The 22763-nt window shown below is 33.4% G+C and carries 25 protein-coding genes; 17 read left to right on the top strand and 8 right to left on the bottom strand.

Annotated elements, in window-relative coordinates:
* From QMD61_05405 to QMD61_05455, 11 genes are all read left to right on the top strand, one after another.
* On the top strand, window positions 1-189 hold a 189-nt coding region (locus QMD61_05405; protein MDI6724064.1), incomplete at its 5' end, for a hypothetical protein.
* 47 nt (window positions 190-236) lie between these two features.
* Window positions 237-431, top strand: a complete 195-nt coding sequence (locus tag QMD61_05410; GenBank protein MDI6724065.1) for a hypothetical protein — start codon at window positions 237-239, stop codon at window positions 429-431.
* A gap of 4 nt (window positions 432-435) precedes the next feature.
* Window positions 436-783, top strand: a complete 348-nt coding sequence (locus QMD61_05415; protein ID MDI6724066.1) for a metalloregulator ArsR/SmtB family transcription factor — start codon at window positions 436-438, stop codon at window positions 781-783.
* A gap of 19 nt (window positions 784-802) precedes the next feature.
* On the top strand, window positions 803-1186 hold the full coding sequence (locus QMD61_05420) for a putative zinc-binding protein (protein MDI6724067.1): 384 nt from the start codon (window positions 803-805) through the stop codon (window positions 1184-1186).
* The gene (locus QMD61_05425; protein MDI6724068.1) at window positions 1183-1620 is read left to right on the top strand and encodes an arsenate reductase ArsC; all 438 of its coding nucleotides are present in this window, start codon (window positions 1183-1185) and stop codon (window positions 1618-1620) included. The genes QMD61_05420 and QMD61_05425 overlap by 4 nt, the downstream gene beginning before the upstream one ends.
* Before the next feature lie 30 nt (window positions 1621-1650).
* A complete protein-coding gene (locus tag QMD61_05430; GenBank protein ID MDI6724069.1) occupies window positions 1651-2310 on the top strand; it encodes a DUF166 domain-containing protein in 660 nt (219 codons plus the stop codon).
* Between the two features lie 274 nt (window positions 2311-2584).
* Window positions 2585-2962, top strand: coding sequence for a DsrE family protein (locus QMD61_05435; GenBank protein MDI6724070.1), 378 nt, complete (start codon window positions 2585-2587; stop codon window positions 2960-2962).
* 12 nt (window positions 2963-2974) lie between these two features.
* Window positions 2975-3325 carry a DsrH/TusB family sulfur metabolism protein gene (locus QMD61_05440; protein ID MDI6724071.1) on the top strand — a complete coding sequence of 117 codons (351 nt, stop codon included), beginning with the start codon at window positions 2975-2977 and terminating at the stop codon, window positions 3323-3325.
* A 40-nt stretch (window positions 3326-3365) separates the two neighbouring features.
* Complete coding sequence (locus QMD61_05445) at window positions 3366-3980, top strand: (Fe-S)-binding protein (GenBank protein ID MDI6724072.1); 615 nt, start codon at window positions 3366-3368, stop codon at window positions 3978-3980.
* Window positions 3981-4012: 32 nt separating this feature from the next.
* On the top strand, window positions 4013-4336 hold the full coding sequence (locus QMD61_05450; GenBank protein MDI6724073.1) for a DsrH/TusB family sulfur metabolism protein: 324 nt from the start codon (window positions 4013-4015) through the stop codon (window positions 4334-4336).
* Between the two features lie 9 nt (window positions 4337-4345).
* Window positions 4346-4528 carry a hypothetical protein gene (locus QMD61_05455; GenBank protein MDI6724074.1) on the top strand — a complete coding sequence of 61 codons (183 nt, stop codon included), beginning with the start codon at window positions 4346-4348 and terminating at the stop codon, window positions 4526-4528.
* A 9-nt stretch (window positions 4529-4537) separates the two neighbouring features.
* Here the strand turns inward: QMD61_05455 and QMD61_05460 are convergent, their stop codons facing one another.
* Complete coding sequence (locus tag QMD61_05460; protein MDI6724075.1) at window positions 4538-5698, bottom strand: site-2 protease family protein; 1161 nt, start codon at window positions 5696-5698, stop codon at window positions 4538-4540.
* A 40-nt stretch (window positions 5699-5738) separates the two neighbouring features.
* The gene (locus QMD61_05465) at window positions 5739-6953 is read right to left on the bottom strand and encodes a molybdopterin molybdotransferase MoeA (protein ID MDI6724076.1); all 1215 of its coding nucleotides are present in this window, start codon (window positions 6951-6953) and stop codon (window positions 5739-5741) included.
* A 455-nt stretch (window positions 6954-7408) separates the two neighbouring features.
* Here QMD61_05465 and QMD61_05470 point away from each other — a divergent pair, with 455 nt between their 5' ends.
* Both QMD61_05470 and QMD61_05475 read left to right on the top strand, forming a co-directional pair.
* Window positions 7409-8167, top strand: a complete 759-nt coding sequence (locus QMD61_05470; GenBank protein ID MDI6724077.1) for a hypothetical protein — start codon at window positions 7409-7411, stop codon at window positions 8165-8167.
* Window positions 8168-8349: 182 nt separating this feature from the next.
* Window positions 8350-8748: a TIR domain-containing protein gene (locus QMD61_05475; protein MDI6724078.1), complete on the top strand. Its 399-nt coding sequence runs from the start codon at window positions 8350-8352 to the stop codon at window positions 8746-8748.
* A gap of 75 nt (window positions 8749-8823) precedes the next feature.
* Here QMD61_05475 and msrA read toward each other — a convergent pair whose 3' ends face one another.
* The gene (gene msrA, locus QMD61_05480; GenBank protein MDI6724079.1) at window positions 8824-9318 is read right to left on the bottom strand and encodes a peptide-methionine (S)-S-oxide reductase MsrA; all 495 of its coding nucleotides are present in this window, start codon (window positions 9316-9318) and stop codon (window positions 8824-8826) included.
* Window positions 9319-9522: 204 nt separating this feature from the next.
* Here msrA and QMD61_05485 point away from each other — a divergent pair, with 204 nt between their 5' ends.
* The 3 genes from QMD61_05485 to QMD61_05495 all read left to right on the top strand — a co-directional run bounded on the left by QMD61_05485 (window position 9523) and on the right by QMD61_05495 (window position 12888).
* Window positions 9523-10419, top strand: a complete 897-nt coding sequence (locus QMD61_05485; GenBank protein ID MDI6724080.1) for an ABC transporter ATP-binding protein — start codon at window positions 9523-9525, stop codon at window positions 10417-10419.
* Window positions 10420-10436: 17 nt separating this feature from the next.
* Window positions 10437-11642: an ABC transporter permease gene (locus QMD61_05490; GenBank protein ID MDI6724081.1), complete on the top strand. Its 1206-nt coding sequence runs from the start codon at window positions 10437-10439 to the stop codon at window positions 11640-11642.
* 106 nt (window positions 11643-11748) lie between these two features.
* Entirely contained in the window at window positions 11749-12888 is a 1140-nt protein-coding gene (locus QMD61_05495; protein ID MDI6724082.1) for an ABC transporter permease, read from the top strand.
* A gap of 26 nt (window positions 12889-12914) precedes the next feature.
* Here the strand turns inward: QMD61_05495 and QMD61_05500 are convergent, their stop codons facing one another.
* The 5 genes from QMD61_05500 to QMD61_05520 all read right to left on the bottom strand — a co-directional run bounded on the left by QMD61_05500 (window position 12915) and on the right by QMD61_05520 (window position 21841).
* Entirely contained in the window at window positions 12915-13922 is a 1008-nt protein-coding gene (locus tag QMD61_05500) for a hypothetical protein (protein ID MDI6724083.1), read from the bottom strand.
* A 63-nt stretch (window positions 13923-13985) separates the two neighbouring features.
* Window positions 13986-14549 (bottom strand): phosphatidate cytidylyltransferase, encoded by a 564-nt coding sequence (locus QMD61_05505; protein ID MDI6724084.1) that lies wholly within the window; start codon window positions 14547-14549, stop codon window positions 13986-13988.
* A 42-nt stretch (window positions 14550-14591) separates the two neighbouring features.
* Complete coding sequence (purL, locus tag QMD61_05510; GenBank protein ID MDI6724085.1) at window positions 14592-16751, bottom strand: phosphoribosylformylglycinamidine synthase subunit PurL; 2160 nt, start codon at window positions 16749-16751, stop codon at window positions 14592-14594.
* Between the two features lie 30 nt (window positions 16752-16781).
* Window positions 16782-19925 (bottom strand): isoleucine--tRNA ligase, encoded by a 3144-nt coding sequence (gene ileS / locus QMD61_05515; GenBank protein MDI6724086.1) that lies wholly within the window; start codon window positions 19923-19925, stop codon window positions 16782-16784.
* A gap of 683 nt (window positions 19926-20608) precedes the next feature.
* On the bottom strand, window positions 20609-21841 hold the full coding sequence (locus QMD61_05520; protein MDI6724087.1) for a methionine adenosyltransferase: 1233 nt from the start codon (window positions 21839-21841) through the stop codon (window positions 20609-20611).
* Between the two features lie 376 nt (window positions 21842-22217).
* Between QMD61_05520 and QMD61_05525 the strand changes: the two genes are divergently transcribed.
* Window positions 22218-22724, top strand: coding sequence for a hypothetical protein (locus tag QMD61_05525; protein ID MDI6724088.1), 507 nt, complete (start codon window positions 22218-22220; stop codon window positions 22722-22724).
* Window positions 22725-22763 lie beyond the last annotated feature (39 nt).

Raw genomic sequence — 22763 nt, forward strand, 5'->3', positions numbered from 1 at the left:
ATGGATACAAAAGACATGACTAATTTATTAAAGGATGTTACTTCTATAAAATTAATAGAATTACTTTCTTCTGGAAAAGTAGGGATTTATGCACTAATAAGCCAACCACAACTTATGAATAAAGGATATACACCATTTTTAGGTAGATTAGGATTCAGATTAGGCAGTGGGAGTGGCTGTTGTGGCTAAAACTTCTTATTTATTTATAAAAACTAACATTGGGTGGGGTAATCAAATTGACAAAAATAGGAAAAAACACAGTAATGCTAAATAGGAGTAGTACAGGGGCATGTTCAAGTTGTTCTTGTGTAAAACCACAAAAACCAGGTTTTAAAGACGTTATATGCGAAATTTGTGATAGAGTATTCACAACAGATAAAGATGTTTATATCTGTCCGGAGTGCCAGAATAAATATGGGAAATCAGGGTGATTTTATGAAAACATGTGAGATTACGGGTGAAGGAAAACCCTGTAGTAACCAGATAAAATTAAAAGAAACTCTGGATAAAATACCGGGTGATGAAGAATTACAACATAGATCAGAATTATTTAAAGCGATTTCTGATCCAACAAGGCTTAAAATATTATATTTACTTCAAGACGGCGAACTATGTGTTTGTGAAATAATCAATGTACTTGAAAAACCCCAATCTACCATATCTCATCATTTAAATGTTTTGAAAAATGCAGAATTTATAAAAGGAAGGAAAGAAGGAGTCTGGATACATTATAAACTTGTTAACCCAGAAATTGTTGATTTAATTCAAAATTTAGTAATATGATTTATATGGAGGAATTACAATGGCAAAAGAGAAAATAGCTGTTTCACCTTGTACAGGAATGAGTCCTTATGGATTAGTTGCAAGAGCAGCATGTTCAGACACTGTTAATGAAAATGAAGATGTTATATCCATATGTATAACTGCCACATCTGCAGAAAGCGGAGGATATAAAAATTTAATAAAAAAATATCCAATTATTGCAATAAACGGATGCGAAAATGCATGTGTTGGTAAAATACTCTCCCAAAAGGGTGTTAAAACTTCTAAAGACTTAAACATAATGAAATTATTAAATGAAGAGGGTTTGAAACCTACTGATGTTGCAAGACTTGACGAAGAAGGAGAAAAATGCGTTGAAGCAGTTAAAAAGAAAATTAAAGAGCTTTTAGAAGACAGCGAGTGATTTTATTGACAAACCATAATTCCAAAAAGAGCGTTTTATTTATTTGCAGAAATAACTCTGGTAGATCTCAAATGGCAGAAGGGCTATTAAAACACATATGCGGAGATAAATATGATGTATATAGTGCTGGAATTGATCCTAAGGGCGTAAGTCCGATAGCCATCGAAGTCATGGCCGAAATTGGGATTGATATCTCTGATCAATCCTCTACAAATCTCGAGGAATACAATGGGCAAAAATTTGACTATGTGGTAACGCTCTGCGATGATGGAAACTGTCCAGTGTTTTTAAGTGGTAAAAAATACATTCACCATGGATTTAAGGATCCAGCCACTTACTTTGAAAATAATCTGGAAAAAATAGATGTTTTTAGAATTATTAGAGATGAAATTAAAGATTGGATAGAAAATTCGTTAATAAATGATATTAATTAAGTAAAGATATAATTTCAGGAGCTTAAAAAGATGTTAAAAGTCGCAATAGCTACAGATGGCCCTTATGGGGAACGTGCATATGAATATATAAGTAAAGAATTTGATACTGAGTTTATAGAACTTGAACAACCAGCCTCCATGTTTATGGATGAAATTGAAATTCCGGAAGACGCTTTAAAGAAATTTGAAGCTGCAGATATACTCATAACCTACACCATTCATCCTGATCTTACCCTCGACCTCGTAGAAATGCTTCATGACAAGGTAGAATGGGTGATAGTGGCTGCATGGAGGGGTGAAGGATTTAAAAACCAGCTTGAAAGATTAGGAAATGTTACATGCCCTGAAAACATGTGCGATCTTCAGGAAAATGGAAATCCTGTATTCGATGAGTTTGTAGCCAAATTTGGAAGGCCCATTGTTAGAATAAACTGTCAGGGCGATAAAGTTGTTGATATAGAAGTTTTAAGGTCATCTCCCTGTGGATCAACATTTTTTGTGGCTGAAGAAATGATTGGACAGAATTTAGAGGATTTACCAATAAAAGCTGGTTTAAAAATACAGCATTATCCATGCAGGGCTCCAAAAATGAGATTATTCAGCGATGATGAGTGTAAAAAAGAGATGGCAGCGAATTTCCATAAGGAAGCATTTGAGGAAGCTCTCAAACGCGTAGCGTTTGGAGCGTAAAAATCCTAGATTTTTTACAGCACTTCAAAGCGTTAAAGAAGAAAAAGAATAAATTTAAAATAAGTCTTTAATTTTATTTTCTATTTTAGGTGTATTATTTATCATATTGTTCTATCAGTTGAAATTAAAATTTTAATAACCATTTTAAATGAATTTTAATATTCTAAAAAGATATTTTACAGAATTAATTGATTAAATTTTTTTAATATTATTTTTATTATTGTTCATTATTATTCATGAAAATTATTTATTCTAATAAAAAATATATTAAATTATGGAAAGTTCACCACCTAAAAAGACCCTGACCCTGATATTAACAGAAGGCCCATATCGATCTCAATATGCAGATATGGCCTATGAAATCGCTAAAAGCGCTTTAAATAATGAATATAATGTTAATATATTTCTTTACATGGACGCCACCCACATCCCTCGTAAAGGGCAGAATCCACACTCATTTCCCAATATTTTAGAAAAAATAAAGAAACTTGTCAGTAGAGGTGCCGATATAAGGGCATGTGTAAGGTGTGCAACAGCAAGAGGATATGCATGTGACGCTAAATTCCCATATATTAATGGAATAACAATTACAAATGTTTACGACATTCCAGAATGGATTAAAAAGAGTGATAAAGTTTTAAGTTTAGGTTAAACGGTTGATAATATGGATTCAGTTTTAGTGATAATTGATAAAGCCCCTTACGGCTGGGAAGATGTATTCAGCGGATTTTTTGTGGAAATAGCCTGTTTGAACAGACAGCTGGATGCAGATGTTGTGTTAATTGAAGATGGAGTATATGCCGCTATACACGGTCAGAACTCCGATGATATTAAATTTCCATGTGTTGGAGAATTAACATATCTAATATTCCCTGAAGGGAATTTATACGTTTATGAAGATTCTCTTAAAAAAAGAGGCATTAGTGAAGATGATTTGATGGAAACCATTGAAGTGGTTAATTCAAAAGAGCTCTATGAAATTACCAGAGCCAAAGAAGCAGTTATTAAGATCTAGAAAATCCAATTTACGAGGATATAATAATTCAGGTATCAAAATGAAAATGGAAGAAATAGAATACGAACTTTTTAAAAACGGATCGCTGATTAAAAAGGTTGTAATAAAAAATATTAAGCCATGCATAATTGCTGAAGGACAAATCAGTGTTCTATTACAGCTTGATAATGAGCTTCACCACGTCTTACCTCATCTGGCTGTTAAATTTCCCCCAGGAAATGTAAATTATCTTGAAAAAAAGAATATTTTAACCCTTTCCATTTATGAACGACTTATCACGGTTTATCCCTCTGGAAAAGTGAGCATGAATAAAACCAACACTAAGGAAGAATCCATTGAGATAATCAGAGAAATAAGTACTTTAATAAATAAAACCCACCAGGAAGTTCAGGAAGGGAAAACTGCCAGTTCTATGGCTTTAAAAGAGAAATTATCTAAAATCGGACCTTTAACAATATACAAGTGCTTGCCTCAGACAGACTGTGCTGAATGTGGACAAACCACATGTATGGCGTTTGCAATGAAAGTGCTTTCAGGAGAATCTAAACTTTATGAATGCATGCTTTTACACGAAATGGGATATGCAAACAACGTGAAATGCCTTAAATCAAGTTTAGGAAATAAGATAATGGAAATACTCGGATGGAAAATATAATTAAAACAGAAAAAAGTATTCAGGAGAGAATAATGCATATAGGACTTATATTAACAAAAACCCCTGCAGAAGAAGGTTTCCAGACATTTATACAATTTGCAAATTTGTATCAGGGAAAGGACGAAGTCACAATTTACATGATAGGTAATGGAGTTTTCTGTGCAAGGAAAGGGCATCTGAATGAAGACAAAATATTAAATTTACTTGAAAATTCGCTTATATATGCAAATTCAAATGATTTAAATGCCAGAGGAATTAAAGAGAATGATTTAATAGATGGAATAAAAATTATCCGGGGATATGATGACCTTGTGGTTGATATCATGGAAGAATTTGACCAGATTTTAAGTTTTTAAGGGTAAATTATGGCTAAAAGGAAGAAAGATAAAGAATCGAAGGTCATGGTTGGAATCAAGTGCCAGTGCAAGGACAGAGCAGTAAAACGGCCGGAACCACTAATCAGAAAGACAGTCTGTAAAAAATGTGGTAAAGTTTATAAAACTAATCGGGAAGTTGATATTTGTTTTGATTGTGAAAAAAGTAAATAGGGTGTTAGATTAACTAAGAGACAATAATATGCCTCTTCCCACCCCATATATCAGGCTAACTACTAAAAATGCAATTAAAACAAAGGAAACCCCATTTACTATTGGTTTCACAGTTTCTTTAGATAGTTTATAGCTTAATATCTCTTCAAAAATATGTCCTCCGTCTAATGGTTTCATTGGAAGCAAATTGAAGGTTCCAACTACAAAGTTTAAAAGAAATATCCAATTAAACAGATCTTTAAGATAAAATAGTATCCATGGGAGGGTATTTCCATATTTTACAGCAATATCCTGGTTGATTACCTGATGTTCCGTACTTCGTATTCCTATATATGAACGGGTGGAATTATTTGGATTAGATCCTGTTTTAACCTTAAATATTCCCTGATTAGTTTGGAATGTTAATTCATCACCAATTTTTGTTTTATTTAAGGTGTTTGCATATTCAGTAATGTTATTTGTAGATTTTCCATTAATACTGTAGATGATCATTCCTTCTTTTAAAATACCTTCGGCCGGGCTATTTGGAACTACACTGGTAATTTCTATTCCATCTGAATGGAAGGAAGGTGCAATTGCAAAATTTGACACTAAAAATACAATTAGTAGGGCAATAAATGCAAGACTAAGATTGAATATAGACCCTGCTGCGTAGATTCGGAGCTTTGCAAGTCTTGAAGCTTTTTTAACTCCTTCTTCATCAGGTTCAACAAATGCACCTGGAAGGACTCCAAGCAATAATACGCCTATTGATTTTATTTTAATTCCTTCAACCCTTGCCAGAATTCCATGAGCGAATTCATGGACAACAATTACTGTTGCAAGCCCAATTAAACCATAACCTAATGGTAAATATATTGGATTTCCTGGATAATCAACACCGGGCAGAATTGGAGATGCTGGTGGGGCTGTCGTGAATGTTTTAAGTGATAATATTATAAAATAAATCATCAAACCCATAAAAAATACAGATACAGGGATTCCGATATTCATAAATAGTTTCCAGAATCTTGGGCTTTTTCGAGCGATAGAATCAATTAAATCCCTCATACGCAATGTTCTTCTCATTAAAAGAGGGCCATTTACATCAATTTTTAGTTTATCTTTAAATAAAAGGGCTAAAACCCATATGATTACAAATCCAATGGCATAATACCATAAAACGTTCACTAAATCACCTTTATATTAAATATTCTTTAATAAATTTGAATTAAACCTTTAGGGAGTCATAGAGCAAAACATTGCACTCTTCTCCTTCTGCTATTCCTTCATTATTTTCATCTATTAAAATATAGGAGTCAGATTCAACCATAGATCTTATAACTCCAGAACCTCTAATTTTTAAGGGAGATACCATATTTCCATCTGTTTTTGCCCTTATATACTCTGTTCTTCCCAGTGTTGAAGGGATCTTTCGTGATGCAATTTTTTTGATGAGTGGAGGTTTTCTATGGATATTCTGCATTTTCAGAATAAAATTCCGTGCAAAAATGTCAAACTGCACCATGGAAGCCACAGGATAACCAGAAAGCATAAATATTGGAGTACTATCAATTATTCCAAATCCAAATGGTTTACCAGGCTTAATGGCGACCCCATGAATCAAAACTTCACCTAATTTGCCAATGACATCCACCACAACATCCCCCTTGCTGATTGCAGTGCCCCCTGTTGTTATTATGGCATCACAGGACTTTAAAAATTCTTTAATCTGACCGGATACCTTTTCTGCTTCATCTGTGCAGTGTGTAACTTCTGGAACTGCAAGAATGCTTTCTACAAGGGCCTTTAAAGTATAATAGTTAGAATTTATAATCTTTGCTTCTTTTATTTCAGATAGGGACATTACAAGCTCATTTCCGGTAGTTATTACTCCTATTTTAGGTTTTTTAAACACTTTTATTTTTTCATGACCTGAAGAGGATATTATACCAATATCCTGGGGTCTTAGAAGATTTCCAGACTTTAAAATAAGGTCTCCCATTTTAAAATCTTCAGCTTTAGGTGAAACGTTTTCAGAAGGTGTTAATGAATATTCAACTTCTAAATCATCGCCATTTTCTAGTGTATATTCTTCCATGACCACGGCATTCGCCCCTTCAGGTATAGGGGCGCCGGTAGCTATTTTTACAGCTTCACCATTTTTTAATGAAACATATGATGCCTTTCCTGCGCCTATTCTATCTACAATTTTTAAATGTGCAGGATTTGCCTGTGATGCACCGAAAGTATCTTCTGCCTTTACAGCATAGCCGTCCATGGCCGAATTATCAAATGCAGGAGAATTTAAAAGCGAAGTTATATCTTCTGCAAGCACACGATTATATGCATCCCCAATAGAAACTTCCTCAATACTGGTTACAATTTCCTTAGCTTCAATGATATTTAGCGCTTTTTCTAAAGGCATTAAACTTGATAAAAACATTTTGATGTAGTCCACCTAAAATTTAATAATCAGTATTTTGTTGTATTCGTATATATGACTTTTATTTAAATTATATTTTGGGTGATTTGATATCTCAAACTTAATCAGTAATAAATTTTGATTTTTCTATGAAAAAATCCATATTTTATATTATTTCTAATTAAACTATTTTAAAGGATTTTATAATTAAATTATAACTACATACTAACTTTTTTAGATGAAAAATGTCCATTAATTGATATTTATTAAAAAAGGTAAGGCATCTATCATCATATATGATTTGAAGTGATAATATGGAGGTATAAAAGTTTCTATACGTGACGATTTTTTGAAAATAGCTCTTATTTGGGTTAATTTAGTAAAAATTCAATTGGAGAGTGTTCATCTATAATTCAACAGTTAAATAACCTCTAAGGCAGTCTTAAATCAAAAAAAGAGAGTTATGCTGGCGTTTTTTGGAGAAAAAAATCAAAACATTTATATGTGATGTTGAGTTATTTTGTTATGTCCAAAACGTCCTATGTAGGTGTATTAATACGTTAGGACTCGGAGGCGGTACAATTAAGCGACAATCGGCATGTGCATTGTTATTAGTGGTAACAATGGCAATGTGCATTTTTCCCTCAGTAGGGGGGGTAGAAGACCAAAATGCATCGGACAATAGTGCAAAAATTGGTTTAAACAAAGATATACAACCTTTAGAAGTAAATGCAGCTTCTAAATATAAAAAATACAAAAAAACTAAGAAATACAAGAAAGTCAAGAAGTACAAAAAAGCCAAAACTTACAAGAATGCCAAAAAGTACAAATATAAGCGAGTGAAGGTTAGATACAAGTCCAGGGGCAAATGGAAAACTAAGTGGGTTTACAAAAAAGTAAACGCTGCTTCAAGTTATGAAACTAGTTATTATCGCACAAGCAGTGCAGGATGGACAAGCAATCCTCAATTAGACACAATAATGAGATCTGGAGCTAAATATGGTTACAGGCGCGGTATCAGTACTGCTGCTGCTATGCAAAGGGCAGGGGCAGGAGATTGCTGGGCTATGAGCGAATACTTAAACGGTAAACTTAAAAGTGCAGGATACAACTCAAGAATAGTTCAATACGCAACAAGCTATTCAAGTAAGCATAGATCAGTTCAAGTATATCAAAATGGAAAATGGGTCACTGTTCCTTACAGAGCTTATGGTTACAATTCTATGTTCGTATAAAAGATGAATTTCCATGGCAGGAATGGCCCATTATTGGGTGCAGTTGTAAATTTACAACTGTTAACCTTTTATTTTTGATTTTAGAGGATATCTAAATCTATTTTTATTAATCATTATTTCCTTAAGTATTATAAGTAGATTCAAGACTAACTATTAATGAATTATAATTAGGGGATAAAAAAGTGTTTGAACTGGAATCAAAAAAATACAATATATTTATAAGCCACACTGGCAGAAAAGAAGAAGAATATTCCAGATTTGAAGAAAAACTAATATCAGCACATGATTTTGAATTTGATAACTACAGCACGCCCGAAGAAGATAAAACTACTGATGAATCACTTGAAAAACAAATAAACCCTGTAGGCGTAGTTATAATCTTGTCTGGGTTATATAATAAATATAAAAACATTATCCAGAGGCAAATAGACATTGCAGTTAAGACGAATAAACCTATAATCCTTATAAGGCCCTTTGGAATGGAAAACGTACCTTCAGAGCTTGAAGAAATCGCAGAAGATGTTGTGGGCTGGAATGCTCCATGTATAGTTGATGCAATAGAAGAAAATTATCAGGAATAATAAAAAAGAAATTTATTTGAGATTAATTATTCCTTCTAATCCTGGATAGTTTTTACAAAAATTTCAGAGGGTATTTCAGAATCTGCAGCTGCGCATTCCTCTCTTTTTAAGATATTGCTGATGATATTCCTCAGCCCTGTAAAATTTATATTTATCTGCAGGAACAATTTCTGTCACTATATCTCGATTAAATGTCCCTGATTTTTGTAGTTTTCCTTTTGAAGCATTAGCAGACTTTTTCTGTTCTTCATCGTAATAGAAGATGACTGATCTGTACTGTTCGCCTATATCTGGCCCCTGTCTATTTAGTGTTGTTGGATCATGAATTTTCCAGAAGACGTTAAGTAATTCCTCATAAGTTACTTCTGAAGGGTCGTAAGTTACTTCTACTGTTTCTGCATGGCCTGTTTTACCTGAACATACATCTTCATAGGTTGGATTTTCGGTATGGCCCCCCATATACCCAACAGCAGTAGATACAACTCCTTTAGTGTTTCTGAATTCTTCTTCAATCCCCCAGAAGCAGCCTGCAGCAAAAGCAGCTTTTTTAAGTTTATTTTCATCAGTCATTTTTACACCTTTCTAGTTATAATAAAAAGTTTTAATTTTTTATTATTATATTTTGTGAATTTGATGTTTTTATCAGTTAACATTCATAATTTTACATTTAAATTAATACATTTTATCTCTAAAATTACTATAGAGTTCTAATAAGAAAAAAGGGGGATAAATTGATAATAAAAATTTATATGTTTTAAAATCAATCCTAAATAGATGATAAGCATAAGCTCCCTGTCCAAATATTTCGGCAAAATACATGCTTTAGACAATTTAAACCTTGACATCAAAAAAGGAGAGCTTTTGGGGATAATAGGACCTAATGGAGCTGGAAAAACCACTGCAATAAGGATAATATGTGGTATATTAAAACCTGACTCTGGTGATGTTACTGTTGGGGGGTATAGCGTTTTAAGCGACCCGATAAAAGTCAAATCCATGATAGGATACCTTCCAGAAGAGCCTAACCTATATGAGAGATTTAAAGCACGCGATTTATTGAAATACTTTGGAGAACTTTACGGAGTTCCAAAAGATAAACTTAATGAACGGATCAGTGAACTCTTAGAACTTGTTGGAATGGAAAAACGAGCGGATCACCGTATAAACACATTTTCAAAGGGATTACGCCAGAGAATTGGCATTGCAAGGGCGCTGATACATGATCCTCAGATTATTATATTTGATGAACCCACAATGGGGCTTGATCCAGCAACATCTCTTGCAATAAGGGGATTTATTGAGGACCTTAAAGGTGAAAAAACAATTGTTTTGTGCACTCATTACATGGATGAAGCTGATGCTCTCTGCGACCGGGTGGCAATTCTAAATAGTGGTAAGATCAGGGATATGGGAACTCCAGAATATTTAAAAGCTAAAATACATGGCGACATAATACTAAAAATAAAAATTAAACATCCAGACATTGATTTTAATAAAATTCATTCAGTAAGTTCCGTTGAAAATGTGAATTTAAAGGGTGAAACTCTCTCCATATCTCTAAATTCTAAAGATGAAATTTCGGATATAGCAGCATTGATTGGAAATAATCTGATATCTATTAACACCAAAGAACCATCATTAGAGGATGTATTTATCCATTCAATAAAATAATGTTTAAGGGTTTATCTATGAGATTCTCTAAAATAACAAAGTGGGAACTTAAAAACACTTTATCAAGTAAAAAATTCCTCATGATTTTTATTTTACAATTTGGAGTTCTCATATTAATGATGAGTTTTTTCAACGTGTTTATCACAACTTTAGACTCTGAAGAGGGTATTTCATTATCTCCTTCTCTATCCGGGTTTGCATCTGTTCATGTTTTAGATAATGAGGGATTTTTTGTAGATAAACTTAATAAAGAAGTTCTAAATATTGAAAATTTGAATCATAATGAATCATTAGCACGTTTAAAAGAAGGGAAAGTTACTGGAGTTTTAATTCTTCCTGAAGACTCCAGAGAAAGAATAGAAAAAATTCAAACAGTTAATGTAGACCTTTATGTGAATTCAGAAGATCCAAAGCAGGCAGTAGTTCTAAAGGAGGTAAATTCTACACTGGAGGCATTTTCAACTTCTATTTCTGATCAATGGGCCGATTCACTGATATCTCAAGAAAAAGTAGTGGATATCGAAGTTAAAGAAGAAAAAAAGGGCGAATCATTACCTTTACAGATTATAAAAAAAATGATGATAGCAGTGCTGCTGTTTTTGCCTCTTTTTCTTTTTGGAAATATGGTTATTGACAGTATTGTGGGTGAAAAAGAGAGAAAAACTGGGGAAATATTAATTGCAATGCCGTTGAGCCATAGTGATATCATAATAGGTAAAAATCTGGCAATAATTTTAACAATAGCCCTGCAGGTAGGTATCTGGATTTTAATACTGTTAATTGCAGGATTTAGCATTAAAAACCCTCTAATGGTTTATTTAGGAGTAGTATTGACTTCTGTCCCGATAATTGGTGTAACAAGTGTCGTAGCAGCATATTCAAAGAATTATAAAGAAGCAGGAATTGGATTAAGCTTTATTTATATATTTATTGTTGGGTTTCTAATTATTCCGGCACTTGCATATATTTCAAATAGATCCCCGTCATCTAATATATCGCCAATGACCATGGTAATGCGTCTTTTTTCAGGTGAAAATATACCTGCAGTTGATTTTATCATTCCCATTTTTTCTATTGCAATAGTTAGTATCATTTCCTACTGGATATCAATTAAGCTGTTTAGGCGGGATGATATTATATTTGGGCCAAGACCCGGCTTAGTTAAACTTATAATGGATTTATCAGGATTAAAAAAAAGAGGTTTTAAACAGATCAAAAAATGATATTGAAAAACCAATATTCCATCCAAATTAATCAAATAGTGGTCTACTAAATTAAAATAAAATGTAAAAGCGTTAATTATATCAACTGTAAGTTAAAGGAGATAGAATGAAGTTAATGGCTCTTTCAAAAAAGGAAGCTCAAGATATACTCACCAACAAAATTTATCTGCTGGTGGTATTTGTTCAGATATTTATAATTCTCGGCGCATTTGGTTTAGGCATAGCAAGTTCTATTGTAACTGATCCAGGGCTTCTTGACAAATATGGAGTTACATCTTCACTAAAAGTTGGCATTTCAGAAGATTTAAAGGATTCTAGCATTGTTAATAACCTGAAAGCTCAAAACTTAAATGTGGTTTTCTTTAAAGATATAAATGAGGCAGACAAACTGCTTGGAACTCAGTTAGTTGCCGTAATTAGGGTTTCACCCCCTCCGGAAGAGGATATACTGCTACAATCAGATACCACAAATGTGTTCTATCCTGTTGTATTTGAGAAAATAGATAGGGCCACAGATAAATTCAAATTAGAAAAAAAACTTAAATCTGCAGGAATAAGCAATGATTTAATAGAAAAAATTGAAAATCCATTAATTTTAAATGAAATTAAAGTTAACAATGAAAAAACTTCTGATCTAGCTATGAATACCTCATATTTTGTTGAAATAATGTATGGATTTATAGTTCCCTTTGTGCTTTTCCTTCCATTTTTCCTGGCAAGCAATATTGTAACTGACAGTATCGTGGGAGAAAGGGAAAGAAAAACATTTGAAATGCTTCTTATGACTCCTTTTTCAAGTTCAATGGTTATAATTGGAAAAATATTGCCAATATTCTCATTTTCAATGTTTCAAAGTATAGCATGGCTTATTTTACTTGATTTTCTGGGTGCACCAATTTATAATACTTTTATTTTAATAGGAATCATGTTTTTTGTTGGTTTAGCATTTATAGGGATTGGAATATTGATTTCAATGTTTGTAGATAGTACAAAAGAGGCTAACTCGGCGATAACTCTTACTTTGATGTTTACATCATTTATCCTCTTTATACCTCTCTTTATGAAAATTCCATATTTAGAGGGCATATTGAACATTATTCCAACAGTTTTAATGGTTAAAATAGCTTCATCACCATCATTTGAACTTTCCTCACTTATCTTTGTAATTCCAACAATTCTGATTTCAACTTTAATATTTGGATTAACTGTAAAGTATTTTAGACATGAAAGGGCTATACGTTTATAAAATACTGAATAATTAATTTTTAGTCCTTAAGAAGGATTCCAGGAGAATATATTCCATGAAATGAAAAATCCATCGCTTTTACCTTTTAAATCCTCAATTAATTTAAGTAACAGGTCTTTATCATTTATATTTGCCGGTAATTTAACTATCAATCTGTCTGTATTTTCTTCAACGCTCAAAACCTCATAAGAATTAAGATCTATATTTTCGGATGGATTTATAATGGTTATCTCATGAAAATCGGCATTACTTCCAATTAAACCAATTGAAACCCTGATTATAATGAGTATAATTATCACAACACTCGGCTTTATGAGATTTCTTGGCGAAAAAGGCGTTTTTATGGCATAAATCCCTAAAAGACCGCTCAATCCAACAAGAGCAGGTGCAGAGAACAATCCTCCATCGAGCATACCTATTAAGGATGTAGTTATTGCAAAGGCGAGAATTACCTTGTAAAGATCCCTTCTGCCGTTTAGTGATATAATTCCAGCAATGTAAACAAGTGGAAACGCAATAATAGCGATAAATGATACGGGAGAAACATACTGAGCAAGTGAACTTCCAGTATTTATATGGGATGGTACATAAATCCCTGATGAACTGACAAAGTAACCTAAAACTGATTTTAACACATGACTGTGGACTATGCTGGTGCTGCTGGCGCTCTGATTAAAGGATACAAATATTGTAAAGAGAGAAACACCAATTTTTACCCTTATCCAGATTTCCATGAGAATAATAAATATATAGGTGATGAAAACCATTAAGATGGTTAATTTAAGGTATTTCTGGCCATCAAATTTTAATAATGACATTTTTTTAGTAATTGTTCCATTTTCATTGAAAAGGGGATAAAAAAATAATAAACTTCCCATTACCATAAACAAAATAACCGATTTACCCTCGGATGATCCTTCCAGAAAAGGATACGTAAGGGTTAATATGATATTATCTAAAAAATTTGTAAAGAATAATAAAATTGCAAATAACATCATGAATATGCCGATTATATTCAGTTTATTTAAGCGCAACATCTCACCTGATTTATTTTTTCTGATTAATTAGTTTTCAATATGGGCATGTTTACTATTAAATTAACCTATAAGACTTATTATTAAACCCATCACAAGTCCTGAAATAATTGGAATGGGAATATTGTCATCTATTGGGCTGTAAGCTTCAGTTAATGTACCAAATACAGCTCCAAAAAGCGCTGGAATCACTGGAAGCTGGGTTAAAGCCCCTGCAAAACCAACGGCAAGAAATGCAATACTTCCTTCTACAGTTTTATTTTCGTTAAATGGAAGATAATGTCTACCAAATCTTTTTCCAATTAGTGTAGATGCGGAGTCTCCAAAAAGAAGTATTATTATGGCTGCATTGGCAACTGAAATATTAAACCGGAATAGGTACAATGTTATTATAATTCCAATAAAAAAATAGATAAAACCTCTTTCATCGTTTTTCCGTTTTGTCCTTCTTAAAATCTCAGAAAAGAAGAAAACATAGCGCTGCTTATCTATCCTAAAGATTAGCTCCACAAATAACACAATTGCTATGCATATAAGCATAACGATGATTGGATCAAAAAACCATGTCAAAAAAACAATAAAAATGCCTGATGCATGAATTAACTGTCTTAAACTCTCTCCTTTCATAAAATCAGGCCATTTATCTATTTTGAGGTTTCATTTAATATTTTATGCCATAAAGTTTTCTATTACTCCATGATATGATTCTTTAAGTACGTCCAGATCTACATTAATTAAATCTCTGTTAACAATCAACTTTTTACCTTCAACAACACCGATAACTGCTGCAGGTGCATTTATTTTACTTAATAGTTCTTCTACATGCTTATTATTTGTAGTTACGATAAATCTTGCATTTGATTCTGAAAATAATAGTTCAGTATCACTCATTTTCTCATTTTCTTTAGGTATTTTTGAAGTGTCTAAAACCGCTCCAACTCCTCCAGAAATTGCCATTTCAGCTAATGCAACAGCTAGTCCTCCAGATGAACAGTCATGAACTGCAGTAATAGATCCGCTCTTATCATTTCTTATAATGTCTAAAACCGAATTAACAGACTCCAATTCCATATTCATATTTACTTTTGGAGGATTTCCCTGTGCAACCCCATTAATTACCTTATGATATTCAGATCCATCAAGTTCAGGATATGTTTCTCCAATTAAAATGATCTTATCTCCTTCATTTTTGAAATCAAGAGTTCTAATATCTTTAATATCCATTAATCCTGCAACGCCTACAACTGGGGATGGATTAACAGTTACGCCCTCTGTTTCGTTATAAAAACTCACATTACCGCTGATTACAGGGGTTTCGAATGTTCTTGCTACATCAGACATTCCTTTAACACATTCTTCAAACTGCCAGAATACCTCTGGTTTTTCGGGATTTCCAAAATTCAGACAATCAACAATGCATATTGGCTCAGCACCCATAGAAACAACATTTCTTATAGCTTCTGCAACCGCCCCTGCTCCACCATGATATGGGTCAAGTTTTGTGAATGTACTGTTACAATCAGATGTTAGTGCAATGGCTTTTTCATCATCAATCTTTAATACAGCAGCATCATCCCCTGGTTTTACAGCAGTTCTAATCTGTACTTCGTGATCGTATTGTTTGTAAACCCATTTTTTACTTGCAATGTTGGGAGATGAGAGAAGTTTAAGAAGAGCATCTTGGGGATCGATTTCCTCTAACTGGATATATTCTTCCTTTCTTTCTGGTTTTTTTGACTCCCTATAGATTATAGGGGGGTCTGAGAGAGTATCCGTCTTTAATTTAGATATTATTTCTCCATCCTTTTTAATAACCAGGTCTTCACCTTCTGTAACCTTTCCAATAACTGCGGCCGGAAGCTCGTATTTTTCGAAAATATCTAAAAGAGCATCCACGTCTTCTGGTTTAACAACAAAAACCATTCTTTCCTGTGACTCAGAAAGCATTATCTCATATGGAGTCATTCCTCCTTCTCTCAGAGGGATTTTAGTAAGTTCTACTTCAGCTCCGTTTCCTCCTTTACCAGCCATTTCGGAAACACAACAAGTTAGACCGCCTCCTCCAAGATCTTTAAGTCCCACTACGTCTATTTTTTCCAGTGCTTCGAGAGTGGCTTCTAAGACCATTTTCTTGGTGAATGGATCTCCTACTTGGACAGCAGGCCTGTCTTCAAGTTCTGATTCTGTTGTGAGCTCCTCAGAGGCAAATGTAACTCCATGAATGCCGTCTCTTCCGGTTCTTCCACCCATAAGGACAAAAATATCTCCAACGTTTGGGGCAATGCCCCTTACAATGTCTTTTTTGTTTACAAGTCCTGCGCATACAACATTTACAAGTGGATTAAATTTGAAATTTTCGTCAAATTCGACTTCTCCACCAACCGTTGGGATTCCTACCCTGTTTCCATAATCTGAAATACCTTTTACTACATATTCAAAAATATATCGAGATCTTTGATCTTCAAGGGGGCCAAATCTTAATGAATCAAGCAATGCTATTGGCATAGCGCCCATAGATATTATGTCTCTTATTATACCCCCGATTCCAGTACCTGCTCCTCCATATGGCTCAATAGCGGAAGGGTGATTGTGACTTTCCATTCCAATAACAAGTGCAAGTTCATCTGTAAGTTCCACAATACCTGCATCGTCTCCAGGGCCTAAAATAACACGAGGCCCATCTGTAGGGAATAATTTTAGAATTGGACGGCTGCTTTTATAGGAGCAGTGCTCTGAAAACATAATGTCTAGCATACCGTATTCTAACGAATTGGGATCTCTTCCAAGTTCTTTTTTTACAAATTTACATTCTGAATCTGTTAGGGTCATTTTACCACACCATAATACTCCATTTAATCTTTATCCAGTCTTTTTAATTGTTATCCTAAGATTCTCATCCTCTATTTTCCACTCTTTGGTATAATCCCCTTCTTGCGCTTCAAATAACATTTTTTCGGCACGGACTTCATTGGAGATAAAGTCATAGAATGGTTCAATTAACTCTTTGAAACCCTGATCACATTCAATAAATACATGAATATTGGCTTCTACGTCAAGATCTAAGTCTTTTCGCATATCCTGAATTCTTCTTATAAGTTCTCTGGACATTGCTTCGGATAAGATCTCATCAGTAATTTCTGTATTCAAAAATACATTACCTGAATTGAAATCCGCACTTACAAGGTTTTCTGGAAGTTCTGTTTCAAATAAAATATCATCAATTCCAAGTTCTATGCTCTTTTCATCAATTCTTACATTATATACTTCATTTTTATCCAGCTCATCCTTTACCTGTGCACCATCAGCTTCGGCAAGTTTTTGCATGACTTTAGGGGCATCTCCTCTAAGTTTTGGCCCGAGAGTTTTCAGATTGGGTTTAGCAATAATTTTCAAGTTTTCAAATTCATCTGTTGCTATGATCTCTTTTGTATTGGCCTGCTCCATGATAACTGCCTTGAGGGATTCAACTGCCTTTAAAACATTTTCATTCTCTGAAACCACTACAATTTCTTTTACAGGCCATCTAAGTTTATATCTTGCAACGTCTCTTCCTCTTGCGCATGCTTCAATAATATCTCTAACGATATCCATATTTTCTTCTAAATCCTTATCAATAAGATCTTCATTGAACTCCCAGTCTTCCATGTGAACGCTTTCCTGAGCATTATCCTCGACTCCTTTCACCAGATTTTGATAGATTTCTTCGGTTATATGGGGAGTTATAGGGGCCATTACTTTTATTAGAAGCCTTAAAGTGTTATAGAGAGTATAGTAAGCACCTAATTTGTCTGGATCTTCTTTTTCAACCCATGTACGACCTCTAATGAGTCTTATGTACCATCTGCTTAGATCTTCTAATATGAAGTTGTTTATTGATCTTGTAGCTTTATGAAGATGCAGAGAATCAAGAGCTTCTGCAACGTCTTTTGCAAGGGAATTAATTCGTGATGTAATCCATTTATCCTCATCTCTTAATTTGATATCATCTTTAGTGTATAATGTCGGGTTAAAATTGTCTATGGCCATATAAGTTGTTGAGAAGACATAAACATTCCAGAGAATGTTAAACATCTTATTTACATTCTTTATTTCGTCCCATGTAAATTTAAGGTCTTCCCACGGTTTATTTCCCCATAGAAGATAAAATCTTAGTATATCTGCTCCGTACTGCTCAATAACTTCATCTGGTTCAACAACGTTTCCCAGTGATTTACTCATCTTTCTACCTTCTTCATCAAGGGTAAAACCGTGCATTAAAACTTTTTTATAAGGTGTCTGGTTCAGTGAAATCACTCCACATCCTAATTGTGAATAGAACCATCCTCTTGTCTGATCATGTCCCTCTGTTATGAAATCATAGGGGAACCATTCTTCAAACATTTCTTTTTCCTGAGGATAATAGAGAGCAGCCCAGCCAGCAACTCCAGAATCTATCCAGACATCTAAAACGTCAGGCACGCGATTCATATCTCCTCCACATTCGCATTGAATGATAATTTCATCGACATAAGGTCTGTGTATGAAATCTCCTTCCAGTTTTCCTTTCACTGCACTTTCTTTAAGTTCTTCAATTGATCCTATAACGGTAATTTTATCACAGGATTCACATTTCCATATTGGGATAGGGATTCCCCAGTATCTCTGCCGGGATATGGTCCAATCACGCGCATTTTCAACCCAGTTACGAAATCTACTTTCTCCAGCCCATTCTGGGATCCATTCAACTTTGTCCAGCTCACTCAGCATTTTATCTTTGATTTCTGTGACTTTAAGGAACCACTGCTGTGTTGCCAGATATATAATTGGAGTTTTACATCTCCAGCAGAAACCGTATCTGTGATCGATAACACCCTCACGAAGAAGTAGTCCATGGGCATCTAAATCGGCAATGATATATGGGTCTGCATCTTTTACGAATTCTCCAGTATATTTTCCTGCTTCTTCCTTGAATAATCCAGCTTCATCAACCGGACAGAATATAGGTATACCATATTTTTTACCTATTTCAAAGTCGTCTGGACCATGTCCTGGTGCCGTATGGACGCATCCAGTACCTTCAGTTAAAGTTACATGTTCTCCAGTTATTATTTTATGTTCAAATTCTTTCTGGACTGGAATTTCATTAAAAAGAGGGTGAAGATATTCTAAACCTTCAAGATCCTTCCCTTTAACCACTTTAACTATCTCATAATCCTGATCTTCGAATAAAGAATTAACAAGGGCTTCTGCCATTATATAAATTTCATCAAGGATCTTAACATAAGCATAATCAAAATCGGGATGTACTGATACTGCCATATTTGCTGGAAGAGTCCAGGGTGTTGTTGTCCATATTAAAATATATTCATTACCTTTTTCAGATGATTTTAGAGGGAATTTAACATATATTGAAGGATCTTCTTTGTTTTCATAGTCTATTTCTGCAAGTGCAAGTGCAGTTTCGCATCTTGGACACCATGTTATAACACGCAGGTCATTTATTAGTAGATTCTTTTCATGTGCACGTTTTAATGTCCACCAACAGGATTCCATGTATTTGGTGTCAAATGTGACATAAGGGTTATCCCAGTCCATCCAGACCCCGAGCATTTTAAACTGTTCAGTCATAAGGCCTTTATTTTCAATTGCAAATTCTTTACATTTTTCAACAAAGTTATCAATACCAATTCTGGTTTCGATTTCCTTTTTGCTTTTTAATCCAAGTAGTCCTTCTACTTTATGTTCTATAGGGAGTCCATGGGTGTCCCATCCGGCTTGTCTCCTAAGGTTAAAGCCTGACATGCTTTTAAAACGTAAAAAAGTGTCTTTTATTATTTTGTTCCATGCAGTTCCCAGATGTATTCTTCCACTGCAGTATGGAGGGCCGTCTAAAAATGAATATTTAGGTCCGTTTTCCCTTAACTTGTTTGTCTTTTGATATATGTGGTTATCATTCCAGTATTTTTGGATTTTTTTCTCGATAAGCTTTGTATCATAAGATCTCATGGCCTCTTGTATTGGCATTTGTGATTCTCCTTATTAATTACCTTTTATATGGTGATGTAAGTTTACTCGGTTATTTTTAAATTCACTTACAAAATTTTATTTATTATTTATCCTTGAACTATATCTGCTCACTGAATATTTAAAAGTTAATGCATAAAAAATTATTTAAACGTATTATTTAATTTATGCAAATAGAAAAGATTATATGCTCCTATATTATATTTAATAGTGCATCCCCAATTACAACGATACTTTATTTTTTACTGATATCGTATCGCCTCCGATGGGGATGCTACACCTACTATTTCTAATTTAGCTAATTAATATGTAATATTATCTTATTGTATGGCAAATTTTAACTTTATATTTCCAATATATTTTTTAAATAGCTATTTTTTGCATATTATTGGTTAATATTTTTATTTTAATATTATGTTGAAATTTTTAATAGAAAAGCTTATTAATAAGTTCTGAAAAAGGATGAATTGCCACTCTCATTGGGAAGATTGAGATGCTGGCCATTAACTGAGTTATTAACCTATGTCCTCAGGGGCATAGGTAATAAATTGATTCAATTAAACCATTTGTTCTATTTATTGAAATAATAAACCTAATAATTTTATTCTACCCATTTATAGTAAGGTTAAAAACATTTAAAATAATTATGTACTCTAAAATAAAATAAAAAGTTATATGAGGGCTTAAAATGTCCTTAACTTACCTTTAACAAGCATGTCGGTAATACTTGTTATGTTATCAAGCCATGAATCAATGATTTCTTCCACATTCTTATTTACAGCTTCAATTCTGTATCCTTCTTCCAGAATTAATTGAGCACTTGCAGCTTTTGGATTATCTATTGGTTTCCCAATCTGACTTAAAAGCATTATCTGGACTTCTTTAACTCCTTCTACATTTTCAGCTATGTCGTTTGCAATTTTTGTGGATATGAGATTGTATATTTTACCAACATGGTTTATTGGATTCTTCCCAGAAGTTGCCTCCATTGACATGGGTCTATTTGGTGTTATTAAACCATTAGCCCGGTTTCCACGGCCAACAGAACCGTCATCACCCATTTCAGCTGATGTTCCTGTGACTGTCAGATAGTATCCTTCTTCTGATGCGCAAGAATGATTATCTGCAGTGTTAATAAATACTTCAACGTTTCTTTCTGTCTTATCCTGTGCTAAGTTTGTTATTATTTCATTAAGCTCTTCTTTTAGATTTATGTATGTGTCACGACCATCAACGTATTTAGATACCATTGCTGAGGCCACTGTAAGGGTTATTTTATTGTCATCTCTAAGTCCCATGACTTTAATGTCTTCCCCTACTGCTGGATACTTCTTTTTAAAGTCTTTTGAATTAAGAAGATTTTCAGCTGCCAGTACTATGTTTTCAGTTTCTGAAAATGGAGCATAACCTACTCCAAAGGAGGTATCATTAGATGAAGGAGTTCCTTCTCTTCTAAATACGTCTGTTAAATCTCCAGATCCATGCCCTATCTTACATTCCACAACTGTATCAGTTTCAACATCCAGATTTATGATATTTTCCTTTAAATATTCTTTTGCAGCAGTGATTGCAATTCTGTCCAGACCCATTTTCTTTATTTCCAGTCTCCCATTTTTTTCTTCGTGAAGCTCGGAAATACCTCGGCCAGTTAAAAGAATATCAATTGGCTTCATTATTTCTCCGCCGCCAAACAGCGGATTTGATTCTCCAGCTGTTATCTGCACTTCATCAGTATTATGGTGCATTATTTCTCCAAACCTTTCAATGTAGGCATTACATAAAGCTCTACTTACAGATTCAGCTATTCCGTCACTGATACTGTCTGGATGGCCTATACCCTTTCTTTCAACAATTTCTAATTCCTTTTCCTCAATGGGTTTTTGAATGAGCTTTTCAACAAAAATATTTTTTTTCATAAATAGCCTCCAATTTTAAATACTGGATAAGTCATAAAACGTTAGTTAACTTAAACTATGATCCATTTGTTCTTATTTTTTAAGATATTTAAATTTATTCTTACATATTTTGTAGAATAAAATCCCCTAGATTTTCATTTTATCTATTTTGGTGCTAATAACTCTCAAACTTAATTGTCCTCGTTCTTATCTTTTTATCAACGATTGTAGATACATCTTCACATTTTTGAGCTCTAGAATCTACTACATCCAATTTATTCCGCCGGAATATAATTATTAATTGAATTAGTAAAAACAGATTGAGCAAGAGCAGGTGAAAAGTATTATATTATCTTCTAAGAAATGATTATTTAAAATTATTAAAGAGGATAATATTATGAATAAAATAATAATACTGATTTTAGTTTTCATTGTGGCTTTAATTGGGATCTCTGGATGTATAGATTCAAGTACTAAAAAAACAAGTCAATCTGATATACAAACTGTAGGGAATTCTACATTCCAGATGCCTGATGGATGGCATATAAGAAATAATTATTTTTTTAACAATATAGCAAAATTTTCCACTAAAAGCAAAGAAAATAATATAACATTGAATATAAGGCAATATAAAGATGTAGATGAGCAAAATAGGGACTATAATGATAATTTATTATCAGCCAAAGGTTTTAAAGTAATATTAAGCAATGAAACCATCAGTGGAGTCCAAACTAAAGTCGATAAAATAGAATCTGATGATCCTACTGTGACATTATCAGATTATTATTTCCAGAAAAATGGCAAATATTACATCATAACTATTGAAGGTTCAAGAGTAAATGGCACTAATAGTAATAGCGTTATAAATGAAGCAATTGAAACAATTATTTCTACCTTAAATTAATAAATAATCAAGGAGATAATGATTTGAAGAAAACAATAC

Source organism: Methanobacterium sp. (assembly GCA_030017655.1).
Classification (GTDB): Archaea; Methanobacteriota; Methanobacteria; order Methanobacteriales; family Methanobacteriaceae; genus Methanobacterium_D.

Coding starts and splice junctions, on each gene's coding strand:
- msrA (MDI6724079.1), bottom strand. CDS start 9,318: ATGACTGATGAAAATAAACTTAAAAAAGCTGCTTTTGCTGCAGGCTGC.
- QMD61_05465 (MDI6724076.1), bottom strand. CDS start 6,953: ATGTTTTTATCAAGTTTAATGCCTTTAGAAAAAGCGCTAAATATCATT.
- QMD61_05520 (MDI6724087.1), bottom strand. CDS start 21,841: ATGAAAAAAAATATTTTTGTTGAAAAGCTCATTCAAAAACCCATTGAG.
- QMD61_05485 (MDI6724080.1), top strand. CDS start 9,523: ATGATAAGCATAAGCTCCCTGTCCAAATATTTCGGCAAAATACATGCT.
- QMD61_05440 (MDI6724071.1), top strand. CDS start 2,975: ATGGATTCAGTTTTAGTGATAATTGATAAAGCCCCTTACGGCTGGGAA.
- QMD61_05420 (MDI6724067.1), top strand. CDS start 803: ATGGCAAAAGAGAAAATAGCTGTTTCACCTTGTACAGGAATGAGTCCT.
- QMD61_05450 (MDI6724073.1), top strand. CDS start 4,013: ATGCATATAGGACTTATATTAACAAAAACCCCTGCAGAAGAAGGTTTC.
- QMD61_05415 (MDI6724066.1), top strand. CDS start 436: ATGAAAACATGTGAGATTACGGGTGAAGGAAAACCCTGTAGTAACCAG.
- QMD61_05430 (MDI6724069.1), top strand. CDS start 1,651: ATGTTAAAAGTCGCAATAGCTACAGATGGCCCTTATGGGGAACGTGCA.
- QMD61_05505 (MDI6724084.1), bottom strand. CDS start 14,549: ATGAAAGGAGAGAGTTTAAGACAGTTAATTCATGCATCAGGCATTTTT.
- QMD61_05435 (MDI6724070.1), top strand. CDS start 2,585: ATGGAAAGTTCACCACCTAAAAAGACCCTGACCCTGATATTAACAGAA.
- QMD61_05445 (MDI6724072.1), top strand. CDS start 3,366: ATGAAAATGGAAGAAATAGAATACGAACTTTTTAAAAACGGATCGCTG.
- QMD61_05495 (MDI6724082.1), top strand. CDS start 11,749: ATGAAGTTAATGGCTCTTTCAAAAAAGGAAGCTCAAGATATACTCACC.
- QMD61_05455 (MDI6724074.1), top strand. CDS start 4,346: ATGGCTAAAAGGAAGAAAGATAAAGAATCGAAGGTCATGGTTGGAATC.
- QMD61_05490 (MDI6724081.1), top strand. CDS start 10,437: ATGAGATTCTCTAAAATAACAAAGTGGGAACTTAAAAACACTTTATCA.
- QMD61_05525 (MDI6724088.1), top strand. CDS start 22,218: ATGAATAAAATAATAATACTGATTTTAGTTTTCATTGTGGCTTTAATT.
- purL (MDI6724085.1), bottom strand. CDS start 16,751: ATGACCCTAACAGATTCAGAATGTAAATTTGTAAAAAAAGAACTTGGA.
- ileS (MDI6724086.1), bottom strand. CDS start 19,925: ATGCCAATACAAGAGGCCATGAGATCTTATGATACAAAGCTTATCGAG.